Source organism: Oceanobacillus sp. FSL H7-0719 (assembly GCF_045040795.1).
GTDB lineage: Bacteria > Bacillota > Bacilli > Bacillales > Amphibacillaceae > Oceanobacillus.
This window is the reverse complement of the sequence record NZ_CP150301.1, coordinates 3,337,411-3,356,075: the sequence shown is the minus strand read 5'-3', so window position 1 is coordinate 3,356,075 and position 18,665 is coordinate 3,337,411. Positions and strand designations below refer to the sequence as shown.

Annotated in this window: 22 protein-coding genes and 2 other annotated features (1 of these 24 running past the window's edge); of the genes, 10 read left to right on the top strand and 12 right to left on the bottom strand. The window is 39.0% G+C overall.

Going from position 1 to position 18,665, the window contains the following annotated elements:
* Positions 1 to 202 (bottom strand) — a binding site (T-box leader); it reaches 20 nt to the left of the window's first position.
* Positions 203 to 341: 139 nt separating this feature from the next.
* From NST93_RS17145 to ytzI, 5 genes are all read right to left on the bottom strand, one after another.
* Entirely contained in the window at positions 342 to 893 is a 552-nt protein-coding gene (locus tag NST93_RS17145) for a cysteine hydrolase family protein (RefSeq protein WP_405099150.1), read from the bottom strand.
* A 15-nt stretch (positions 894 to 908) separates the two neighbouring features.
* Positions 909 to 1,739 (bottom strand): bifunctional hydroxymethylpyrimidine kinase/phosphomethylpyrimidine kinase, encoded by an 831-nt coding sequence (thiD, locus tag NST93_RS17140; protein WP_405099148.1) that lies wholly within the window; start codon positions 1,737 to 1,739, stop codon positions 909 to 911.
* A 70-nt stretch (positions 1,740 to 1,809) separates the two neighbouring features.
* Positions 1,810 to 2,292 (bottom strand): DUF456 domain-containing protein, encoded by a 483-nt coding sequence (locus NST93_RS17135; RefSeq protein ID WP_405099146.1) that lies wholly within the window; start codon positions 2,290 to 2,292, stop codon positions 1,810 to 1,812.
* A 22-nt stretch (positions 2,293 to 2,314) separates the two neighbouring features.
* A complete protein-coding gene (locus NST93_RS17130) occupies positions 2,315 to 2,938 on the bottom strand; it encodes a glycerol-3-phosphate acyltransferase (protein ID WP_405099144.1) in 624 nt (207 codons plus the stop codon).
* 79 nt (positions 2,939 to 3,017) lie between these two features.
* Entirely contained in the window at positions 3,018 to 3,173 is a 156-nt protein-coding gene (ytzI, locus tag NST93_RS17125; RefSeq protein ID WP_405099142.1) for a YtzI protein, read from the bottom strand.
* A 336-nt stretch (positions 3,174 to 3,509) separates the two neighbouring features.
* Here ytzI and ehuB point away from each other — a divergent pair, with 336 nt between their 5' ends.
* The 4 genes from ehuB (at position 3,510) to ehuA (ending at position 6,743) form a co-directional block, all read left to right on the top strand.
* On the top strand, positions 3,510 to 4,406 hold the full coding sequence (ehuB, locus tag NST93_RS17120; RefSeq protein WP_405099140.1) for an ectoine/hydroxyectoine ABC transporter substrate-binding protein EhuB: 897 nt from the start codon (positions 3,510 to 3,512) through the stop codon (positions 4,404 to 4,406).
* Positions 4,407 to 4,590: 184 nt separating this feature from the next.
* Complete coding sequence (locus tag NST93_RS17115; protein WP_405103933.1) at positions 4,591 to 5,256, top strand: amino acid ABC transporter permease; 666 nt, start codon at positions 4,591 to 4,593, stop codon at positions 5,254 to 5,256.
* Positions 5,256 to 5,957, top strand: coding sequence for an ectoine/hydroxyectoine ABC transporter permease subunit EhuD (ehuD, locus tag NST93_RS17110; protein WP_405099138.1), 702 nt, complete (start codon positions 5,256 to 5,258; stop codon positions 5,955 to 5,957). The genes NST93_RS17115 and ehuD overlap by 1 nt, the downstream gene beginning before the upstream one ends.
* A 15-nt stretch (positions 5,958 to 5,972) precedes the next feature.
* Positions 5,973 to 6,743 carry an ectoine/hydroxyectoine ABC transporter ATP-binding protein EhuA gene (gene ehuA, locus NST93_RS17105; protein ID WP_405099136.1) on the top strand — a complete coding sequence of 257 codons (771 nt, stop codon included), beginning with the start codon at positions 5,973 to 5,975 and terminating at the stop codon, positions 6,741 to 6,743.
* A 183-nt stretch (positions 6,744 to 6,926) separates the two neighbouring features.
* On the opposite strand, the gene NST93_RS17100 is transcribed toward ehuA, so the two are convergent.
* The 7 genes from NST93_RS17100 to NST93_RS17070 form a co-directional block, all read right to left on the bottom strand.
* Positions 6,927 to 7,775, bottom strand: coding sequence for a hypothetical protein (locus tag NST93_RS17100; RefSeq protein ID WP_405099134.1), 849 nt, complete (start codon positions 7,773 to 7,775; stop codon positions 6,927 to 6,929).
* Entirely contained in the window at positions 7,768 to 8,694 is a 927-nt protein-coding gene (locus NST93_RS17095; protein ID WP_405099132.1) for a WD40/YVTN/BNR-like repeat-containing protein, read from the bottom strand. The genes NST93_RS17100 and NST93_RS17095 overlap by 8 nt, the downstream gene beginning before the upstream one ends.
* 81 nt (positions 8,695 to 8,775) lie before the next feature.
* Positions 8,776 to 9,330, bottom strand: coding sequence for a GNAT family N-acetyltransferase (locus NST93_RS17090; protein ID WP_405099130.1), 555 nt, complete (start codon positions 9,328 to 9,330; stop codon positions 8,776 to 8,778).
* Positions 9,331 to 9,388: 58 nt separating this feature from the next.
* Positions 9,389 to 9,614 (bottom strand) — a binding site (T-box leader).
* Positions 9,615 to 10,102: 488 nt separating this feature from the next.
* Positions 10,103 to 11,026, bottom strand: a complete 924-nt coding sequence (murB, locus tag NST93_RS17085; RefSeq protein WP_405099128.1) for a UDP-N-acetylmuramate dehydrogenase — start codon at positions 11,024 to 11,026, stop codon at positions 10,103 to 10,105.
* Between the two features lie 66 nt (positions 11,027 to 11,092).
* A complete protein-coding gene (locus NST93_RS17080; protein WP_405099126.1) occupies positions 11,093 to 11,905 on the bottom strand; it encodes an alpha/beta fold hydrolase in 813 nt (270 codons plus the stop codon).
* Entirely contained in the window at positions 11,902 to 12,300 is a 399-nt protein-coding gene (locus tag NST93_RS17075) for a YbaN family protein (protein ID WP_405099124.1), read from the bottom strand. Before NST93_RS17075 ends, NST93_RS17080 begins: the two co-directional genes overlap by 4 nt.
* 109 nt (positions 12,301 to 12,409) lie before the next feature.
* Positions 12,410 to 13,225, bottom strand: coding sequence for a histidinol-phosphatase HisJ family protein (locus tag NST93_RS17070; RefSeq protein WP_405099122.1), 816 nt, complete (start codon positions 13,223 to 13,225; stop codon positions 12,410 to 12,412).
* Between the two features lie 222 nt (positions 13,226 to 13,447).
* Here NST93_RS17070 and hisZ point away from each other — a divergent pair, with 222 nt between their 5' ends.
* Genes hisZ through hisF form a run of 6 tightly spaced genes read left to right on the top strand, consistent with a single transcriptional unit; the run spans position 13,448 to position 18,657 of the window.
* Positions 13,448 to 14,674, top strand: a complete 1,227-nt coding sequence (gene hisZ / locus NST93_RS17065; protein ID WP_405099120.1) for an ATP phosphoribosyltransferase regulatory subunit — start codon at positions 13,448 to 13,450, stop codon at positions 14,672 to 14,674.
* Positions 14,675 to 15,319, top strand: coding sequence for an ATP phosphoribosyltransferase (gene hisG / locus NST93_RS17060; RefSeq protein WP_405099118.1), 645 nt, complete (start codon positions 14,675 to 14,677; stop codon positions 15,317 to 15,319).
* The gene (gene hisD, locus NST93_RS17055) at positions 15,307 to 16,584 is read left to right on the top strand and encodes a histidinol dehydrogenase (protein ID WP_405099116.1); all 1,278 of its coding nucleotides are present in this window, start codon (positions 15,307 to 15,309) and stop codon (positions 16,582 to 16,584) included. The genes hisG and hisD overlap by 13 nt, the downstream gene beginning before the upstream one ends.
* A 1-nt stretch (position 16,585) precedes the next feature.
* A complete protein-coding gene (gene hisB, locus NST93_RS17050; protein ID WP_405099114.1) occupies positions 16,586 to 17,170 on the top strand; it encodes an imidazoleglycerol-phosphate dehydratase HisB in 585 nt (194 codons plus the stop codon).
* A 28-nt stretch (positions 17,171 to 17,198) separates the two neighbouring features.
* Positions 17,199 to 17,921 (top strand): 1-(5-phosphoribosyl)-5-[(5-phosphoribosylamino)methylideneamino]imidazole-4-carboxamide isomerase, encoded by a 723-nt coding sequence (gene hisA, locus NST93_RS17045; protein ID WP_405099112.1) that lies wholly within the window; start codon positions 17,199 to 17,201, stop codon positions 17,919 to 17,921.
* Entirely contained in the window at positions 17,911 to 18,657 is a 747-nt protein-coding gene (gene hisF, locus NST93_RS17040) for an imidazole glycerol phosphate synthase subunit HisF (RefSeq protein WP_405099110.1), read from the top strand. Before hisA ends, hisF begins: the two co-directional genes overlap by 11 nt.
* The last annotated feature ends 8 nt before the right edge of the window (positions 18,658 to 18,665 follow it).

Sequence of the window (18,665 nt, the reverse complement as noted above, 5' to 3'; positions counted from 1 at the left end):
GGTACCACCCTTGTTTGCATGATTATACTCATACACACTTCATTTAGATAACGGAGTTTCACCGCGCACATCTTCCAGATTAAAATCCATCGATTGCGAACTCAGGCGGCAGGTTCTAATTAGGTCTTTCGGAAATTCACAGCAGCCATTTCCTCTCTTTAGAAAGACGGTTAATTATACTAATCCCCTTCAGCGTTTCCTATATAAAAAGTCCGGTAAAAATGACACTTTGAATTTCTTCGTTGGTCCGAACTTCTTGGTCTTTTTTATCCTGCTTTTTGAACACGCACTATAAGTCTTAATATAAATGGATAAAGGGGCAAAGTCAAGCTTCGCCCTATTTAAACAACTTTAGCTCCTAATGTGTTTGTGAAATGCTCCAACGCCCAATTATGCCCTGCTTGGTTGAAGCTTGCCACAGCACCCTTATGAATAACAATCTTAAAACCTTTATTATACGCATCTACCGCTGTATGCAATACACAAATATCTGTACATACACCTACAATATGAACTTCTTCTATCCCGCGTTCTCGCAGTCTGATTTCGAGATCTGTTCCTGCAAAAGCACTATAGCGAGTTTTATCAAAATAATATACGTGCTCTTTTTCCTTATGTTCTTCATACACTGGAGCCAAACTTCCATAAAGGTCGCGACCCTTTGTCCCAATAATATTATGGGACGGAAATAAAGCTGATTCAGGATGCAATTCATCCCCATCTTCATGCGCATCGATAGCAAATACAACATAATCACCAGCATCAATAAACTCCTTAGTCAATGAAACAATCTCCTCTTCAATTGCCTGTCCTGGTTTACCAGCAGTTAATGCACCATCTTCCGCAACAAAATCAAACGTGTAATCCACATTAAGTAATGCTCGCTTCATCATTGTAAAATCCCCCTGTTAAAGTTTTTTTACTTTTAATTGATACGCATTGCCATATTTTCGCTGTGCAGCGTGATATGTCGGTCCAACCTTATCTGTATATGTAAAACCATGCTCAATTGCTGTTGTTACAAACTGTTTTGCATGCTCTACTGCAGATGCAACAGATTCACCTTTGGCTAAGAAGGCTGTGATTGCTGCTGAATAACTGCAGCCTGCACCACTGGTATTAACTGTATCAATTCGAGGTGCTTCAAATAAAGTCAATGTCTCTCCATCATATAAAATATCTACTGCTGGGCCCGTTAAGCGACCGCCCTTCACTAGAACATATTTGGACCCAAGCGCATGTAAATCAATTGCCGCCTGCTTTAATTCTTCAACCGTTGTAATTGTACGATTATCAAGCATGAAGGATGCCTCAGGTATGTTTGGTGTTATAATCGTTGCTAAAGGAATTAAACGCTTTTTCATCGCCTCGATTGCATCATCCTTTAACAGCTTGGAATCCAATTTCCCTACCATGACAGGGTCAATTACAATCGATTGAATTCCAGATTGCTCAATTAAGCCAGCAGCTGCTTCAATCACTTCTTTTGAAAATAACATCCCTGTTTTGAGCGCATCCGTCCCCACTTGTTTCATCGCTGTATCAAATTGCGCTTCAATCGCTTCAATTGTTTGGGGATGCACATTTTTATTCGTATCTGGGTGCCTCCCAACAATTGCAGTAACAACACTCATTCCATATACATCCAGTTCTTGAAATGTTTTTAAATCTGCTTGAATTCCAGCACTTCCCCCTGCTGCAGAGCCTGCAATTGTAATTACTCTAGCTGGATAATCCATAAATGAAAACTCCTTTTTACACATAAAAATAATTTCTTTTATTTTACCATATTTATCTGAAATACACCCTCTAGAAAATAACCGAAACAAAGAACCAGACAATCATCACAAATTGTAAAACTACCTTTGCGACAGAACCACCCAAAAAGCCGATTAAAGAACCTATGGAGGCATTTAACGCTTCCTTAGCTGAACGTTTCATTAACATTTCAACGATAAATACAGCAAGGAATGGAATATAAATGATTCCAAATGGCGGGGTGATAAAGGAACCTATAATAACTGCAACCGCAGCAGCCATTTCTCCTGCCTTGCTGCCGCCAAACTTTTTCACGAAATAGCTGTTCGCAATCAAATCCGCAGAAATTAAAAGCACGGTAAAAATTATCATAGCAACCCAGAATAATGTGTTCAGTTCACTTCCATTTATACCAAAATGATAAGTTAAAAAACCTCCCCATAGAAACAATACAGATGGAACAATCGGAAATACAATACCTGCAAAACTTCCAATAAATAAAACGATGATAATAACCCATAAGATAATGTCCATTTAAAAGCGCTCCATTCTGTATTTAACTTGTTTTTTTACCAATCAGGGATGATAGCCTTGTTTCTTCCTTAGAAATAATTCGTTTATAGTTTTCCATATGCTTCCACACACTTAATAAGGAGAGAATAAGCACAATTCCTGCGGGACTAGGCCCAAAAAAGAAGTAGGTCGTCACCAGAAATGATAGATACATGAAAAGCACACCAATGACAAGATAATCTGTTGCAAAAGTAAAGATAAGCAAAATACCAATCCCAATCAATGCAATTTTCCAGTCAACAACAAGTAAAACGCCTACAACCGAAGCTGTGCCTTTTCCCCCTTTAAATTTCATCGTTACAGAGAAGTTATGCCCTATAATAATAAATAAAGCTGTCAAGTAAATATAAAGTATCTTTTCATCGCCTGCAATACCATGTTCATTTAAAATAAATAATACGAGAATAATAGCAAGTGTAGCTTTAAATATATCAATCAGCGCGACGAGCACTCCATATTTCCAGCCAAGTAAAATGGTTGTATTCGAAGCACCGGCATTTTTAACTCCTTGATTCTTAATATCAATGTTTTTAATTTTACCCACAATTTGTGAACCATGAATACAGCCAAATAGATAGCCAACCAGCCCAGCAACAATGTAAAGCATTTCCCTTCAACCCCTTCTCTATTTCCTGTTTTAGGAAATCTTAATGAAACGAGTATTTTTTACATATTACGATGCAGGCTTAGTTTTGTTTCGTTTTCTTCTCTATTTCTTCATCTGGGTGTGGATCAATTGTATGTTTATAGCTGTATCCTTTATTAATTGTAGCTAAAGATAGAATGATAACAATTGCAATGAAAACGATTGATCCAAAAGCAACCGCTACATACGCTCCCATTTATATCCCTCACTTCGTATATTATTCATTAACCTAATACTATGTTTTTTTATTAATAAAGTCCATAAATGAATGTTTTTTTCATGATTTATGCAAATCTCGGGTATTTCGAAGGTAATGCTAACATTCTATAGGATGTTTTCGCATATCAGCGTGAGATGTACTTCAGCCCAGAATATGAAGATTTATCTGAATTTATCCAATTCATTGCTGTTTGAAGGAATTTTTAAATAACTATAACATTAATGTTATGGAAAATTACAAGTCTGAGAGTCTTAGTATTTTCTTTAGAGAAAAGAGATAGCGTTTTGCAATTAAAAGGAGGTCAATGAAACATTGAAAAAGATCAGTATTTTTCTTGCTGGGATTGCCTTTCTTCTTTTGGCGGCTTGTGGGTCATCTGATTCTAATGGTTCAGATGATAATGCTGCGGGAGGAGCAAGTAAATTAGAAGAATTGCAAGAAAACGGAACAGTAACAGTGGGTTTCGCCAATGAAGCACCCTATGCCTATGAAGAAGATGGTGAGTTAAAAGGGGCAGCAGTAGATATTGCAACAGCTGTATTCGCTGAATTAGGAGTAGATAATGTTGAGTCGCAGCTTGCTGATTTTAGTCAGCTGATTCCTGGTGTTCAAGCCGGACAATTTGACGTTGTCACTGCTGGGATGGCAATCCAGCCAGGACGTTGTGAAAATGCATTATTCGGCGAACCAGAAATGCAATACGGTGAAGGTCTGGTAGTCCAAGCAGGAAATCCACATGGCATTGAGAGCTATAAAGATATTGCTGATAATCCAGATATTACTGTGGTGGTAATGGAAGGAGCAACAGAGATTGGTTTCTTGGAATCAGAAGGTGTCGACCCAAATCAAATTACTACAGCACCTGATATCGCTTCTACTTTCTCTGCAGTTCAATCTGGAAGGGCTGATGCGACAACTGGTACAGAAATGACAGTAAGAATGGCTTTTGACTCATTTGATTCCGATGCAATTGAACTTGTGGAATCTTTCGAACAACCGGATATCGAAGGTGTGCCAAGCTATGGGGCTGCAGCATTCAGCTTGAACAATGAGGAACTGCGAGATGCTTATAACGAAAAACTAGCAGAATTAAAAGAGAATGGAACAGTTGAAGAGTTATTAGAAGCAAATGGATTCAGTGCAGAAAGTAATTCTGTACCAACGGATGGCGTAACGACTGAACAGGTTTGCAGTGGTGAAGCATTTTAATTCTGTTTACCGGTAAATAGTATACGACTCTTAGGGTCCGGTTCCTTTCTCAGGGCTGGACCCTATGTTTTTATTGAAAAGGGTAAGTAAATAACTGGTTTAATTCCCCCGAATCATCCTGGTTTCATCCCTGCCAATGAATATGTTCTAATAAAAAACAGAAATAAAAACTGGATAAGGAGTGATTATTATCGATGCAATTATTGATGTCGTACCACAAATTGCACGCGGACTTGAAGTGACGATAACTATCCTGATTGCCTCAGCATTTTTTTCTTATCTGATGGCATTCATCGCTGGATTATGCAGACTCTCCAATAGATTCATCGTACGCAAAGTAACTGGATTTTATGTAGAAGTCTTTCGCGGCACCTCCCTGATTGTACAATTATTCTGGCTTTATTATGCTATTCCAATGCTATTTAACATTCAATTGGGATCAAAATGGTGGATCGGCGTAATTGCAATCGGACTGAACTATGGTGCATATCTTTCTGAAGTCGTACGCAGTTCTATCTTAGCAGTAAATCACGGACAAACCGAAGCAGCAACAGCATTGAATATGTCGAGCTTCCAGCGCATGAGACTGATCATCTTTCCTCAAGCACTGAGAATGATGCTCCCTGAATTCGGAAACTATACAATACAGATTTTGAAAGGGACATCCCTTGTCTCGCTGATTGGACTGACAGATATTCTCTATTATGGTGATATTATTCGCAGCACAAATGCTTCGATTACACCACTTGTTTACTTAATCGTGCTTATATTCTACTTTATTCTTGCATTGCCATTAATCTGGCTGACTAGAAAAGGAGAATCCATTGCAAAGAAAGGGGTGGCTGGCTAATGAATAATACCTATTGGAGCTGGGAAACGTTTTCTGAAGCCCTTCCTTTCGTTCTTAACGGACTCTGGGTAACTATTGCGTTAACGATTGCCTCTTTCCTTTTTGCCCTTGTCTTTGGATTTGTATGGACCTTTTTAAAAAGAGTTCCATTTAAACCTTTTAATTGGGTGATTACCTGGATAATGGAGTTTATCAGATCAACACCGCCACTTGTTCAGTTGTTTTTCATTTATTATGCATGGCCGGAGATTCCTGTAGTCGGGGCCACACTAAGCCCAATGACAAGTGCTATACTTGGATTAGGGATTCACTTTAGCACTTATATTGCTGAAATCTATCGTTCTGGAATAGAAAGTGTGGAGAAAGGACAATGGGAAGCTGCACGGGCACTAAACTTCAGTGCAATAGATAAATGGAAGAAAGTTATTTTGCCTCAAGCCTTACCTCCAACAATCCCAATGCTCGGGAACTACTTTATCATTATGTTTAAAGAAGTTCCATTAGCTTCTACAATCAGCGTTGTTGGAATCATGCATATGGCAAATACATTTGGCTCAAGAAACTTTGCTTATCTTGAACCACTTACTATTGTAGGTATCATCTTCCTGCTATTAAGCTATCCATCTGCCGTACTAATCAAAAAGCTTGAAATTAAAATGAATACAAGATTTGATAAAAATGCAATAGTTAAAAGCAAGTAAAAGAGGAGTGCTGAAATGACAGAACCAATTGTTCAATATCGGGATGTTTACAAATCATTTGGCGATGTAAAAGTATTGAAAGGAATAAATTTAGATATCAAACCGGCGGAAAAAGTAGCTGTAATCGGACCAAGCGGTTCTGGCAAAACAACTATTATCCGGATGCTGATGACATTAGAAGAACCGACCTCAGGTGATATTATTGTCGATGGTGTGAATCTATGGAAAATGGACAGAAACGGGAAAATGACGCGTGCAAATGAAAAGCATTTACGTGAAGTGCGCGGTGATATCGGAATGGTTTTCCAGCATTTTAATCTGTTTCCCCATATGACGATTTTAGAAAATTGCATGACCGCACCAATTCATGTAAAAAAAGAAGATAAAAAAGAAGTCAGAGAGCGTGCGATACAAATGCTCGAACGTGTTGGGCTTGGCGATAAGATTGATAATTATCCCAACCAGCTTTCAGGTGGACAAAAGCAGCGCGTTGCGATGGCAAGAGCACTTGTTATGCGCCCGAAGATTATGCTGTTTGATGAAGTAACCTCTGCACTCGACCCAGAGCTTGTTGGTGAGGTACTTGAGGTAATTCGCGATTTAGCAGAACACGAGGACATGGCAATGGTGCTCGTGACTCATGAGATGGATTTTGCATTAGACATTGCAGACAAGGTGCTTTTCCTTGATGAAGGTGTTATCGCGGAGCAAGGAAAAGCTAGCGAGGTAATTGAACACTCGGACAATGAGCGCCTGCAATCCTTTTTAAGCCGTTTCCGTGGTTAAAGAATAAGATTTCCCATTATTCGAGCAGAGGGCACACTCTCTTCTTCCGTTAGAATTATTCCGGCAGAGGAGAAGCGCCCTCTTTACTCTTTTAGAATGAATTTCAGCTTGTTCCGGCTTAAGAAGTGGTTTATTTTCTATTTCAAAAAGTAAAAAGCGGAGAGAACGCTCTCCACTAAGATCTTAATTCACATCTATTAAATGAAGTATGACCGGCTGATTTTCCTCCATTGTCGCCTTATACAGACTGATATTTCCTACATTTGATTCAATGCCTCCAGAATTCACTTCAAAGTTTTCGTTTAAAGCGATCGTCCAAGCCGCTTCATTATTTTTCTTCAGGACAATAGCAAGTGTTCCAAATTGATGAATATTCTCCCATTCAAACAACTCTGTCTCACCATTTTCTGTTATAGTAATTCCCTCTTGATTGTTCAAAACCTCGACGGAGTCACCTTGCCACAGTCCATGCATTTCTGCTCCTACATAATAGTACGAGCCGCCGCCCCGATCTCCATAGGTGCCGATATATTGCTGGATTGAATGATCCTTTGTTTTGTACGTAACTGCAGCAATATCCTTAGCAAGCCATTCTACTTTAAAATCACCATTCGTTTCTTGAGGTATGACATCTTTAGGACGTGCAAGAATACCATAATAGGACCGGTAATAAACTACCTCATTCGTTTCCATATTCTCTTTAATCGACAGAATATGCTTTTTATCAGGTGAAATGCTTGTTATATTATTAATCTGCTGATTTCCTGCAAAAAGCAATACAAGATTACTGATAATAACAATCCCCAAAATACTGGCCGCAATTATTATATATTTCTTTGTGAGTTTTAATAAAAGTAAAATTGCTGCTAACAGGAAGAGGACACATAAAATATTTATTATATAAAATAATCGATTGTCAACATACTCTGCCTGGAACCTTGCATGAACGAAAAAATAACCGATTTGTATACAAAAAAAGCCAATCGCAAAGAATAATAGCACCCAGCCAATAACTTGATTTCGTTTACTCATTCGGCTCTACCTCCTCTGCGAAATTCCATGTTTTCCCGTTATCATTTGATATAAATTTTCCTTTTACGCTTCCACCCTTGTAATCTCCATTTGGACCTTGATTAACTAAAACGGTTAATTCTTCTTCCGATTTTACTGGGACTTCAGCTGTGACAAAAATCTGCTCATATTCTTCTGGTATAATCATCTTCGCTTTATTCCAGGAAACTCCGCCATTCTCCGTAACATAAAGATCCGGTTCTTCGGGATTAATGGTTCCAAAGGATAAAAACCCGGTCAATTCATCCACAAAACCGCCATCAGAAATCAATCTTGTTACTTCAGAATTACTGGTTTCCTCCCAGCTTTTTCCTCCATCATGTGTTAAAAATACATGTGATCCCTCCGCTGACATTGTGCGGCCACCAGAAATAATAATATAACCAAAATCTTCATTTAGAAAATCTACTTTGCGAAACCGCATGACGGAATAGGTTTCTTTAACTAATGATTCCTCCCAGGTTTCACCCCGGTCTGTTGAATAGACAAACAGAATGCTTTGATTATCCCAGCTCGGTCCATCAGAATATAAAAATCCTGCACGATTTTCTTTGAGAATATAGCTGTCTTCGATTAAAGTTTGTTTATTGCCGTTATATTCTCCGGAAAATAGGAGTTCCTTTTCAACAGGAACCTTTGTCCATGTCTCTCCTCTATTATACGAAATATTTAAATCATCATTGTCCAGAGAATATGTAATTGTATCTTCTACATTTACTGGCTGCAGGTCTGGCGTTTGTGTTTGCTCTGGCTGCTTCTCATTATTAATTTGACTATATGGCGGATACGTTAGTTCTTTTGTATCCTTATAATAAAATACAGTAGCAATAATTAAGACAAACAACATGAGACCCGCTAAGCCGAGAATGAATTTATGCAAGAAGCATGCTCCTTTTTTGTGTGGCTTTTGTAATGATCATAACATAGTTGGCTATTAGAATAATGTCTCAAATTATTATTTTTAGATAATATCTTTTTTATTATTTTCATAAGGATTAATTATGCCTGAATAGACTAGATCCACATACTTTCCATCTTTCACTATCTGGTCTTTCAGCACCCCCTCCCGGACCATGCCGATCTTTTCCATGATTCTACCTGATGCAGGGTTCGTCTTAAAGTAACGTGCAAATACTTTATGCAATTTCTTCTCCTTAAACGCAAAGTCAATTAAGCTCTGAGCAGCTTCTGTTCCATAGCCATTTCCCCAGTATTCTTCACCAATCCAATAAGCAATTTCTCCATTATTAAATGATTGATTATTCGATAATGAAATGGCACCATACAGCTTCCCGCTCCCGCGATCTGTAATGGCAAATTCATAGAAACGATCTTCCTCAAAGTTCTTCTGATGGCTTTCTATCCATACTAACGCATCATTTATCGCATACGGATACGGCAGATAAAGCGTGTTTTTATAAATATTATAATTATTGCATAGCACTTGAACGGTTTCTGCATCACTTTTATCAAATAATCTTAAATGCAAGCGGTCAGTAAGAATTGTTTGTTTCATTGATAAAGCACTCCCCCATTTTTTAAGTGAATTTTAAATAGAAATAGCCTGTCGTCTCCCAAGAGACGACAGGCTTAACCCAACGTGGTACCACTCTCATTCAATTTATCCAGCAAATGATAAATCTTCTTATGTTTTGTTAACGGAATTCCTCCGTTTAAGCCTACTCCTTTTCAGCCTAACCACTCCTAAGTGACTTGGGGAGTTTTGTTGACTATCTTCTCAGCAAACGATAGCTCTCTGAACAACTGAAGCTCCTTACTGTTCTTAATCATTGTGTTTTCCGTATTTTTCAATTATTATATCTTATTTTTCTTAATTGTCAATAACTCAACTTTCGCATCAATAAATTGTGTGAAAGTTATCATATCGTTTCCTCAACACTTCATGTAGAAAGCTTGACAAGATTTGCAATTTAAGTGAACTCCTGATTACCTTAATTCAGAATAACTTTTGTTTTGCTCTTTTACTTCTCCGCTGTAGGTCCGCATTCCAAATGCCCCTTCGCTTTCCGCAGGCGGCTGATGAGCCCACGGAAAGCGAAGTGTATTCGGGCTGCGATTTTCCAGGGGAGTATGCAATATACTGAATTAAGGTGATTAGCACTTTCTATCGGTTTTTTCAAAAGACAATTCGCATAATTAATTGCCAACTCGTGTGACCATGCGAAGAAGAATTTGAAATTTTTTATGCGAAAGTTGAGTCAATAATATTCAACCCCTATTTATTCCAAACAAAAATCCATGGAGACATCCCCCATGGATTTTAAAATTTAAACTTCCGCATCCTCACCAATAATCCTGACTTCCCGCTCAAGATGTACTCCGAATTTTTCTTTCACAATTGCCTGGACATATTCAATTAATGAAATATATTCATTTGCGGTAGCTCCATCAATATTTACAATAAAGCCGGCATGCTTTTCGGAAACCTGCGCTCCGCCAATTTGCTTTCCTTGAAGCTCACTATCCTGAATAAGCTTTCCAGCAAAGTAGCCTGGCGGACGTTTGAAGACACTGCCGCAAGATGGATATTCCAATGGCTGCTTCGATTCTCTTTTATATGTTAAATCATCCATTACAGCCTGTATTTCCTCATATTCACCCTGCTGCAAATCAAAGGTTGCTTCCAGCACAATATAGCCTTTGTCCGGGATATTACTCGTTCGGTAATCCAGAGCTAATTCCTCTGCCATCAGCGTAAGCAACTCTCCCTCCGGCGTGCAGACCACCGTGCTTCGTAACACATCTTTAACTTCTCCCCCATAGGCACCTGCATTCATATACAACGCTCCGCCTACAGATCCGGGAATTCCACAAGCAAACTCCAATCCAGTCAGCTTATCCTTGAGGCCATGACGGGATACATCTATAATTCTTGCTCCACTCTGGGCTGTGATGCTTCCACCATCTGTTTTAATATCGGAAAGCTTTTGCAGGTTCATTACAATACCGCGAATGCCTCCATCTCGTACGATGAGATTGGAGCCATTTCCAAGCAATGTAAATTTTATTGCTTCCTCATTTGCTAGGCGCACAATTTCCTGTACTTCCATATAACTCTCTGGGGTTACATAAAAATCCACCTTGCCGCCCAATCTTGTGTACGTATGTTCTTTTAACGGCTCGTCAGCCAAAACATTTTCTTGCCCAGTTATTTCTATTAATTTATTGTAAATATCTTGATTCCTTGTCATGCCTATCATTCCTTTAATCACGTAATCATTTTTATCAAAAAAATTAAACCGTTCTTATAGTGTAAGTTATTGCAGCAAATCTTGCCACAAAAATCGATGAATTAAATGATCTACTGTTTCATCTTCATGAAGTGCACTATGGCCTAAAGCTTCATTCTCAAGCATGACTTGCTCCAGCTGTGCTGCTGGTACAATCTGAGCGAGGCTTGCTACGCTTTCAGGAATAGCTACAACATCTCCTGTACTGCCGATGCTTAATACTTGAATATTTTCAGGAAAGGCGGCTGTGTGCAGCATTTGCAATGCCGGGGAATTCACCTTCAAATCATTCGCACCGCGGTCTTGATGTATTAGAAAATAGTCCTCATCGAAAATCCCAGCAAAGGGACTGCCAATCGTAACAAGTTTATCTACACTAGGATATGCATCACCTTGATACTCCATACTATACTTTAAGGAGATAATCCCCCCCATTGAATGTCCGACCAGATTTACTGTGTCAATTTTATACATTTTCTTTAAATGATGCAGTACGTTGGATAGGTAGAGTGTGCTTTCTTCAAAACTCGTGCGATTATTTTCAAGTACTACTTGGATAAAATTCGGTTGGTCCTTGCTCCAGCCATGTGGAATATCATAAAGTGAACCATCGGCATTCACATAGTAGCTGACACCTTTTTTGCCCCAGTTATACTCTTTTTCAAAACGATGAAGCATTTTTCCAAAGGAATTCACTGTCCCTTTATAGCCGTGAACAAATACAGTTGGAATTCCTGTATGGACCTCTGACTTCGCCTTATTTGGCATATATAAAAAACCAGCAAGCCCCAATAGTAAAAAGGAAATGGAAAAACCCGCTATTATTTTTCTTTTATTCAAAGTGAGTCCCCCACTTCCACTGTTTTTTCTAAGGTTTTCTGTTTTAAAATAAACCATGTAAAATAGGATCCGATACATGCTAACAGTATTTTAACTGGGATTAATGGAACAACAAAGAATATAGTAAACAGCATGGAACCCCAAAGTGTTGCTACGCCAACCACTTTTGCTTTTAAAGGAATTCCATTGCCCTCGCGATAATTTCGAATATATGGCCCCAGCTGTTTATGTGTAATTAACCATTGATATAAACGTTCTGAACTCCGTACATAACATGCAGCTGAGAGTAATAGGAACGGTGTTGTTGGTAATAATGGCAGAAAAATACCCAGTATCGCTAGCGCAAGAGACAGCGAACCGGCAGCTACCAAAAATATTCTTTTTAGTGTATGCATGTTTATCACCCAGCGTTTAGAGCCACTGACAGTACGTCAATGGCATCCTTTTTCTACTATCTATTATAGCATAGGTAAATAGCATGAAATGATAATAAATGAGAAGATTCTATGAAGATTTAACCTTGTTCATTATACGGTCAATTTTATGGAATTCCGGCTCTCCTTCTGTAAAACTCGCAATATATTCAAATCCTGCTGCCTGAATCTGTTCAAGACTTCTGCCGAATTGATAGGCCAATGTTTCAGACCTATGCGAATCTGATCCAATCGTTATAATTTCCCCACCGCATTCTTTATACAGCTGTAAGATATCCAGACTTGGCATGCCAGACTCCAGTCCATAGCGATAGCCAGAAGTATTGAGCTCTATCCCTTTACCAGCCGGGATAATCTCTTTAAATATCTCTCGTGTGATGTCATGGAAATTGTCCCTGCTCTTCTCCTTCGTGTAGCGCTTCACAAGATCAAGATGTCCGAGTATACTAAAATCCTTATATTCTTTTATACAGGAAAGCAGCTCTTTATAATAGACTTCATATGCTTCCTCTACTGTCTTTCCAGCAAAGAACTCACCGGAATGAAGATCTTTTCCCTCTACAGCATGCATGGAACAAATAACAAAATCAAAATTCTCTTTCCGCATCAGCTGTTTATACCTGTCCAAAAGATGCGGCTGCAAACCAAATTCAATTCCTTTTTTAATAATAATTTTATCGCGGTATTTTGTTTGTACTTTCTTTATTTTTTTACCATATTCATTTAAATCAAATTCAAAAACCCAATCCTTATCTGGATAATCATAATCAATATGGTCCGTAAAGCAAATCTCCTCCAAACCAAGTGAAATTGCCTTTTCAATCGTTTCCTCCATTGGTGTATCACAATCTGCGGAAAAATCACTATGGATATGATAATCAAACATTATCCTCGCCCCTTTTCTGTCTATTTTTAACCTCTATTCATCCTTCACATGAAAAAATAATTTGGAAATACCTTATCCTATTCATTTCCTCTTATGCGAAAGTTGTGATCCTTATAAATACTTAAATACTTGCATTGACTTTTTATGCTACAATCATTATAATACTACATAACTTTAATTAGATAAAGTGATAAAGCAATAAAGTTTGAGAGGAGTTTTTAAATGCTGAGTGGGTTCGAGGTATCTCGCAATAAAGATGTAATTGATTACCAAATAAGAGAGCAGCTGATTTCGAAATTAAAGAATCGCTTTTCTACATACAGCTATCATCAAGTCCGGACTTCAGCCTTCGAGGAATATGATATGTATTCCTCGATAAAAAAAACCGTAAATAAAGATGAAATGATAAAAGTAATCGACAGCTCTGGCAAGGTACTCGTGCTGCGGCCTGATGGCACGATTCCAATTACGAGGATGACTGCGGTCAATTCAGAAGTTAACGAAAACGAAGAACGGCTTTTTTATGTACTTGATGTATTCCGCCAGTCAAATGAAGACAATATTGAAAAAGAAAGTACACAGGCAGGGGTCGAGCTTTTTGGCAATAAAAAACCTGATTCAGATGCAGAAGTAATTATGCTTGCCGTCCATACTTTAAAGGATATTGGCTTTAACAGCTTCAAAATTGAAATTGGCCATGCAGGTTTTTTTAAGGAGCTGATCGAGCAAGCAAACCTGACAGTACAGGAGTTGCAGCAGCTTCAGGAGCTGATTCAATCGAAGAATATTGCGGAAATGGAGCCATTCCTTAAGCGTTTAGAAATTAGCCATGCCCTGCAGGAAGCGCTGTACACGATTCCATTACTCTATGGCAACCCAAATCAGGTGCTTGAACAAACAAAATCAATCATCCGAAACGAGAAAATGCAGGAAATCTACCAAAATTTACTTGAGGTAATGAAAGTGCTCGAAGACTATCAGATTGCTGAACATATCACTTTAAATCTCGGATTGATTAACAATATGTATTACTATACAGATATTATTTTCCAGGGCTTTGTGGAAAATATCGGAAAGCCTGTGCTGATGGGAGGCCGCTATGACCATCTAAGCGAACAATTCGGCAAGAAAATGCCCGCGATTGGCTTTGCCTATGAAATTGATTTTCTGCTGACAGCAATGAAGCAACATCAACTTACGGAGCAAGCAGGCCAGCCGAAGCCGCTTCACATCAGCTATGAAGCTAATGCAAGAAGGGAAGCATTAAAAGCATCCCTTGCATTAAGAAATTACGGTTTCCCTGTCATAACAAAATGCAATGACCAGAAACAGGCAGATGTCCTTTTTACAAATACGAAGAAAAGCCTGCACTTAAATGGACATGAACAAGAATTTTCAACCACAAAAGAACTAATTGACATATTATCTCTGAAAACGGGGGTGCGATAAATGGAAAAGCTGACAATAGCGCTTGCAAAAGGGAGACCGGCAAAGAATACAATTGACCTGCTGCAATCTGCGGGAATATATTTTAAAGACTTTCATGAAAAGAGCCGCAAACTCGTATTCTATAATGCAGATCAATCTATTAAACTTATATTCGTCAAAGCTGTAGATGTTCCTACCTATGTGGAAAGAGGGGCAGCAGATATTGGAATTGTCGGTAAGGATAATATTCTCGAGTCACAGGCAAAGGTGTATGAGCTGCTTGATTTAGATCTCGGAAAATGCAAATTTGCTGTCGCAGGTTATGCAGATTTTAGACCAGACTTTAATCAAAAGCTTACAGTCGCAACAAAATATCCGAATGTTGCTAAAAGATTCTTCGGGCAAAAGGGTCAATCAATTGAAACCGTTAAATTAAATGGCTCTGTTGAACTTGCACCGCTTATTGGTCTGGCAGAAGTCATCGTCGACATTGTTGAGACAGGAAGCACATTAAAGGAAAATGGTTTAACAGTTCTCGAGGATATTGAAAAAATCAGCACCAGACTCATTGTCAATCAAGCAAGCTTTGCAACAAAAGCACAAGAGGTAAAACATTTTATTGAAAAATTAAAGGAAGCATTGGAGAGTGCATCATGCAAATCATAACAGCGGAAGATTTTTATGAAGAAATAAATAACCAGAAAAAAAATCAGCAAAATGAGGCGTCGCTCGATAAAGCAGTTCTGGAAATTATTCAAACCGTTCGGGAATGGAAAGACCAGGCATTAATCGATTATACGGCAAAGTTTGATGGCGCGGTGCTAGATAGCCTGGTTGTGACAGAAGAAGAATTTAAGGAAGCGAAAGCACAGATTGCTGATCATGAGCTGAAGGCTATTCGTGAAGCAAGGAATCGTATTCGTGAATTTCATGAAGCACAAAAGGAAAAATCATGGATGCTTTCACAAGATAAAGGGATTATGCTTGGACAAATTGTTACCCCAATCGAAAGAATCGGAGTATATGTACCAGGTGGAAAAGCTGGCTATCCCTCCACCGTTTTAATGACAGTGATTCCCGCGCAAATTGCAGGCTCCGCGGAAATTATTATTACGACTCCTCCCGGTAAGGATGGTAAAGTAAATCCTTATGTACTTGTTGCGGCTGATTTATTAGGTATTACAAAGGTTTATAAAACAGGTGGAGCACAAGCAATTGCTGCTCTTGCCTATGGTACAAAAACCATTAAAAAGGTAGATAAAATTGTTGGTCCAGGCAATGCCTATGTTGCCCGGGCAAAAAAGTGGGTATTTGGCGATGTAGGAATCGATATGATTGCGGGACCAAGTGAGATTTGTGTAATTGCTGATAACCAAGCAAATGCTTCCTATGTTGCAGCTGATTTATTATCACAGGCAGAACATGATGAATCAGCAAGTGCAATTTGTATTACAATCAACGAAAACTTGGCTAAAGAAATTCAGACACAGGTAACCACCCAAACAGAGAAACTTGATAGAAAAGCAATCATCGAAGCATCCCTGGAAGATCATGGAAGAATCGTTGTTGCACAGAATCTCAACGAAGCAATTGAAATTGCTAATCTGCTCGCACCAGAGCATTTAGAATTAATCGTTGAGAATCCATTGGACATTCTTCCGCTCGTAAAAAATGCTGGCGCTATTTTTCTAGGAAGCTATTCGCCAGAACCATTAGGAGATTACTTTGCTGGACCTAACCATACATTGCCTACAAGCGGAACAGCACGTTTTGCCTCTCCGCTTGGTGTCTATGATTTTATCAAACGCTCCAGCCTGATCAGCTACCCAAAAGCTGCATTTGAGGGCGCCGCTGATCACATTATCACATTAGCAACTACCGAAGGCCTAACGGCACATGCAAACTCAATTCAAATCAGAAAGGAAAAATAGCATGCGTAAATATTCGATTTCAAGAGACACAGCAGAAACAAAAATAGAACTTGAACTCAACATAGATGGAACAGGAAAAAGCGATATAAAAACAGGGATTGGCTTCCTCGACCATATGCTGACACTATTCACAAAGCACGGTCTATTCGATTTAAGAGTTGTTTGTGACGGTGACCTCGAGGTCGATCAGCATCACTCCGTTGAAGATATCGGAATAGCTTTGGGACAGGCCTTTTATCAGGCACTTGGAACAAAGGAAGGCATTACCCGGTACGCAACCATTACGACACCAATGGATGAAGCACTATCCACTGTTTCCCTGGATATCAGCGGCCGCTCCTATCTCGTCTACAATGTAGAAGGCTTAAAGGATAAAGTGGGCAATTTTGATACAGAGCTTGTCGAAGAATTTTTCCTGGCGTTTGCGAATAATGCAAGGGTCAATCTCCATATTAATCTTGCCTATGGCAGAAACAGCCACCATATCATCGAATCTATTTATAAGGGCTTCGGCCGGGCATTAGATCAGGCAACCTTGAAAAACCCGAGAATCAAAGGTGTACCTTCTACTAAAGGCGTATTGTAATACGAAAAATTTGAACGGAGTTGATTTTATGATTTTATTCCCTGCTATTGATATTCTTAACGGCAAATGTGTCCGTCTTACACAAGGCGATTATAACAAAGAAAAAATTTATCATGAACAGCCAATTGAAGTTGCAAAGGATTGGGAAAGTAAAGGCGCTGCGTTTATTCATATTGTTGATTTGGACGGTGCGAAGACTGGCAAATCAATCAATCAAGAAGTTATCGCCAACATTGCTCGAGACGCTTCTATCCCCATTCAGGTTGGTGGAGGCATTCGCTCTCTCGAAATCATTGCATATTACCTGAAGGCTGGCGTGAGTCGTGTAATTATTGGTACTGCGGCAATTAATGATAAGGCCTTTCTAAAACAAGCTGTCAATCAATTCAAGGAAAAAATTGCTGTATCGATTGATGCGAGAAATGGCTATGTGGCAACAGATGGCTGGACAAAGGACAGTACGGTTAAGGCCATTGATCTTATTAAAGAGCTGGAGGAGTTTGGAGTCCAAACCATTGTCTATACCGATATTTTAAAGGATGGCATGCTGCAAGGGCCAAACTTTACTGAACTTGAAACAATTAACCAGGCCACAAGCCTTGATGTAATTGCTTCGGGGGGAGTAACAACCGAAACAGATGTAATCAAACTAAGGAAGCAAAGTTTATACGGAGCAATCATTGGAAAAGCATTATATGATGGAAACCTTGATTTTACTCAATTAATGGAAGGTGAGAAGAATGACAACTAAACGCATCGTCGCTTGCCTTGATATCGATAAAGGTCGAGTTGTAAAGGGGAAAAAGTTCCAAAATATTCAAGAGGTTGCAGATCCGGTAAAATTAGCAAAGCAATATAATGCAAATCAGGTAGATGAACTTGTTTTATACGATATTACTGCATCAACAGAGGAAAGAGAAATATTTCTGGATGTTGTTGAGAAAGTTGCTGAAGTAACAACTGTTCCATTTACGGTTGGGGGCGGCATCCGTACAATTGAAGACATTCAGCGTGTACTTGCTGCAGGTGCTGATAAAGTATCTATCAATAGTGCAGCAATTAACAACCCCGAATTCATTCGTGAGGCTGCCGATGTTTTCGGAAGTGCCACAGTAGTATTTGCAATGGATGCAAAGCAAATTGCTCCAGATAAATGGACTGTGCACGCACAAGGTGGCAGGGTTGATACAGGAATTGATGCAATTGAATGGGCAATCGAAGGAGATAAATTAGGAGCCGGTGAAATTGTAGTGAATGCAATTGACGAGGACGGCGAAAAAACAGGCTATAACCTTGCCCTCACAAAGAAAATAGCAGATGCGGTTACGGTACCTGTCGTTGCAAGCGGTGGTGCGGGCAAAATGAAACACTTTAAAGAAGTGCTATTAAATGGCAGTGCTGATGCTGCCTTAGCTGCTTCCGTTTTCCACTATGGAGAAATTGAAATCCCAGCATTAAAACAATACCTCGAAAAACAAAATATATAGGATAGGAG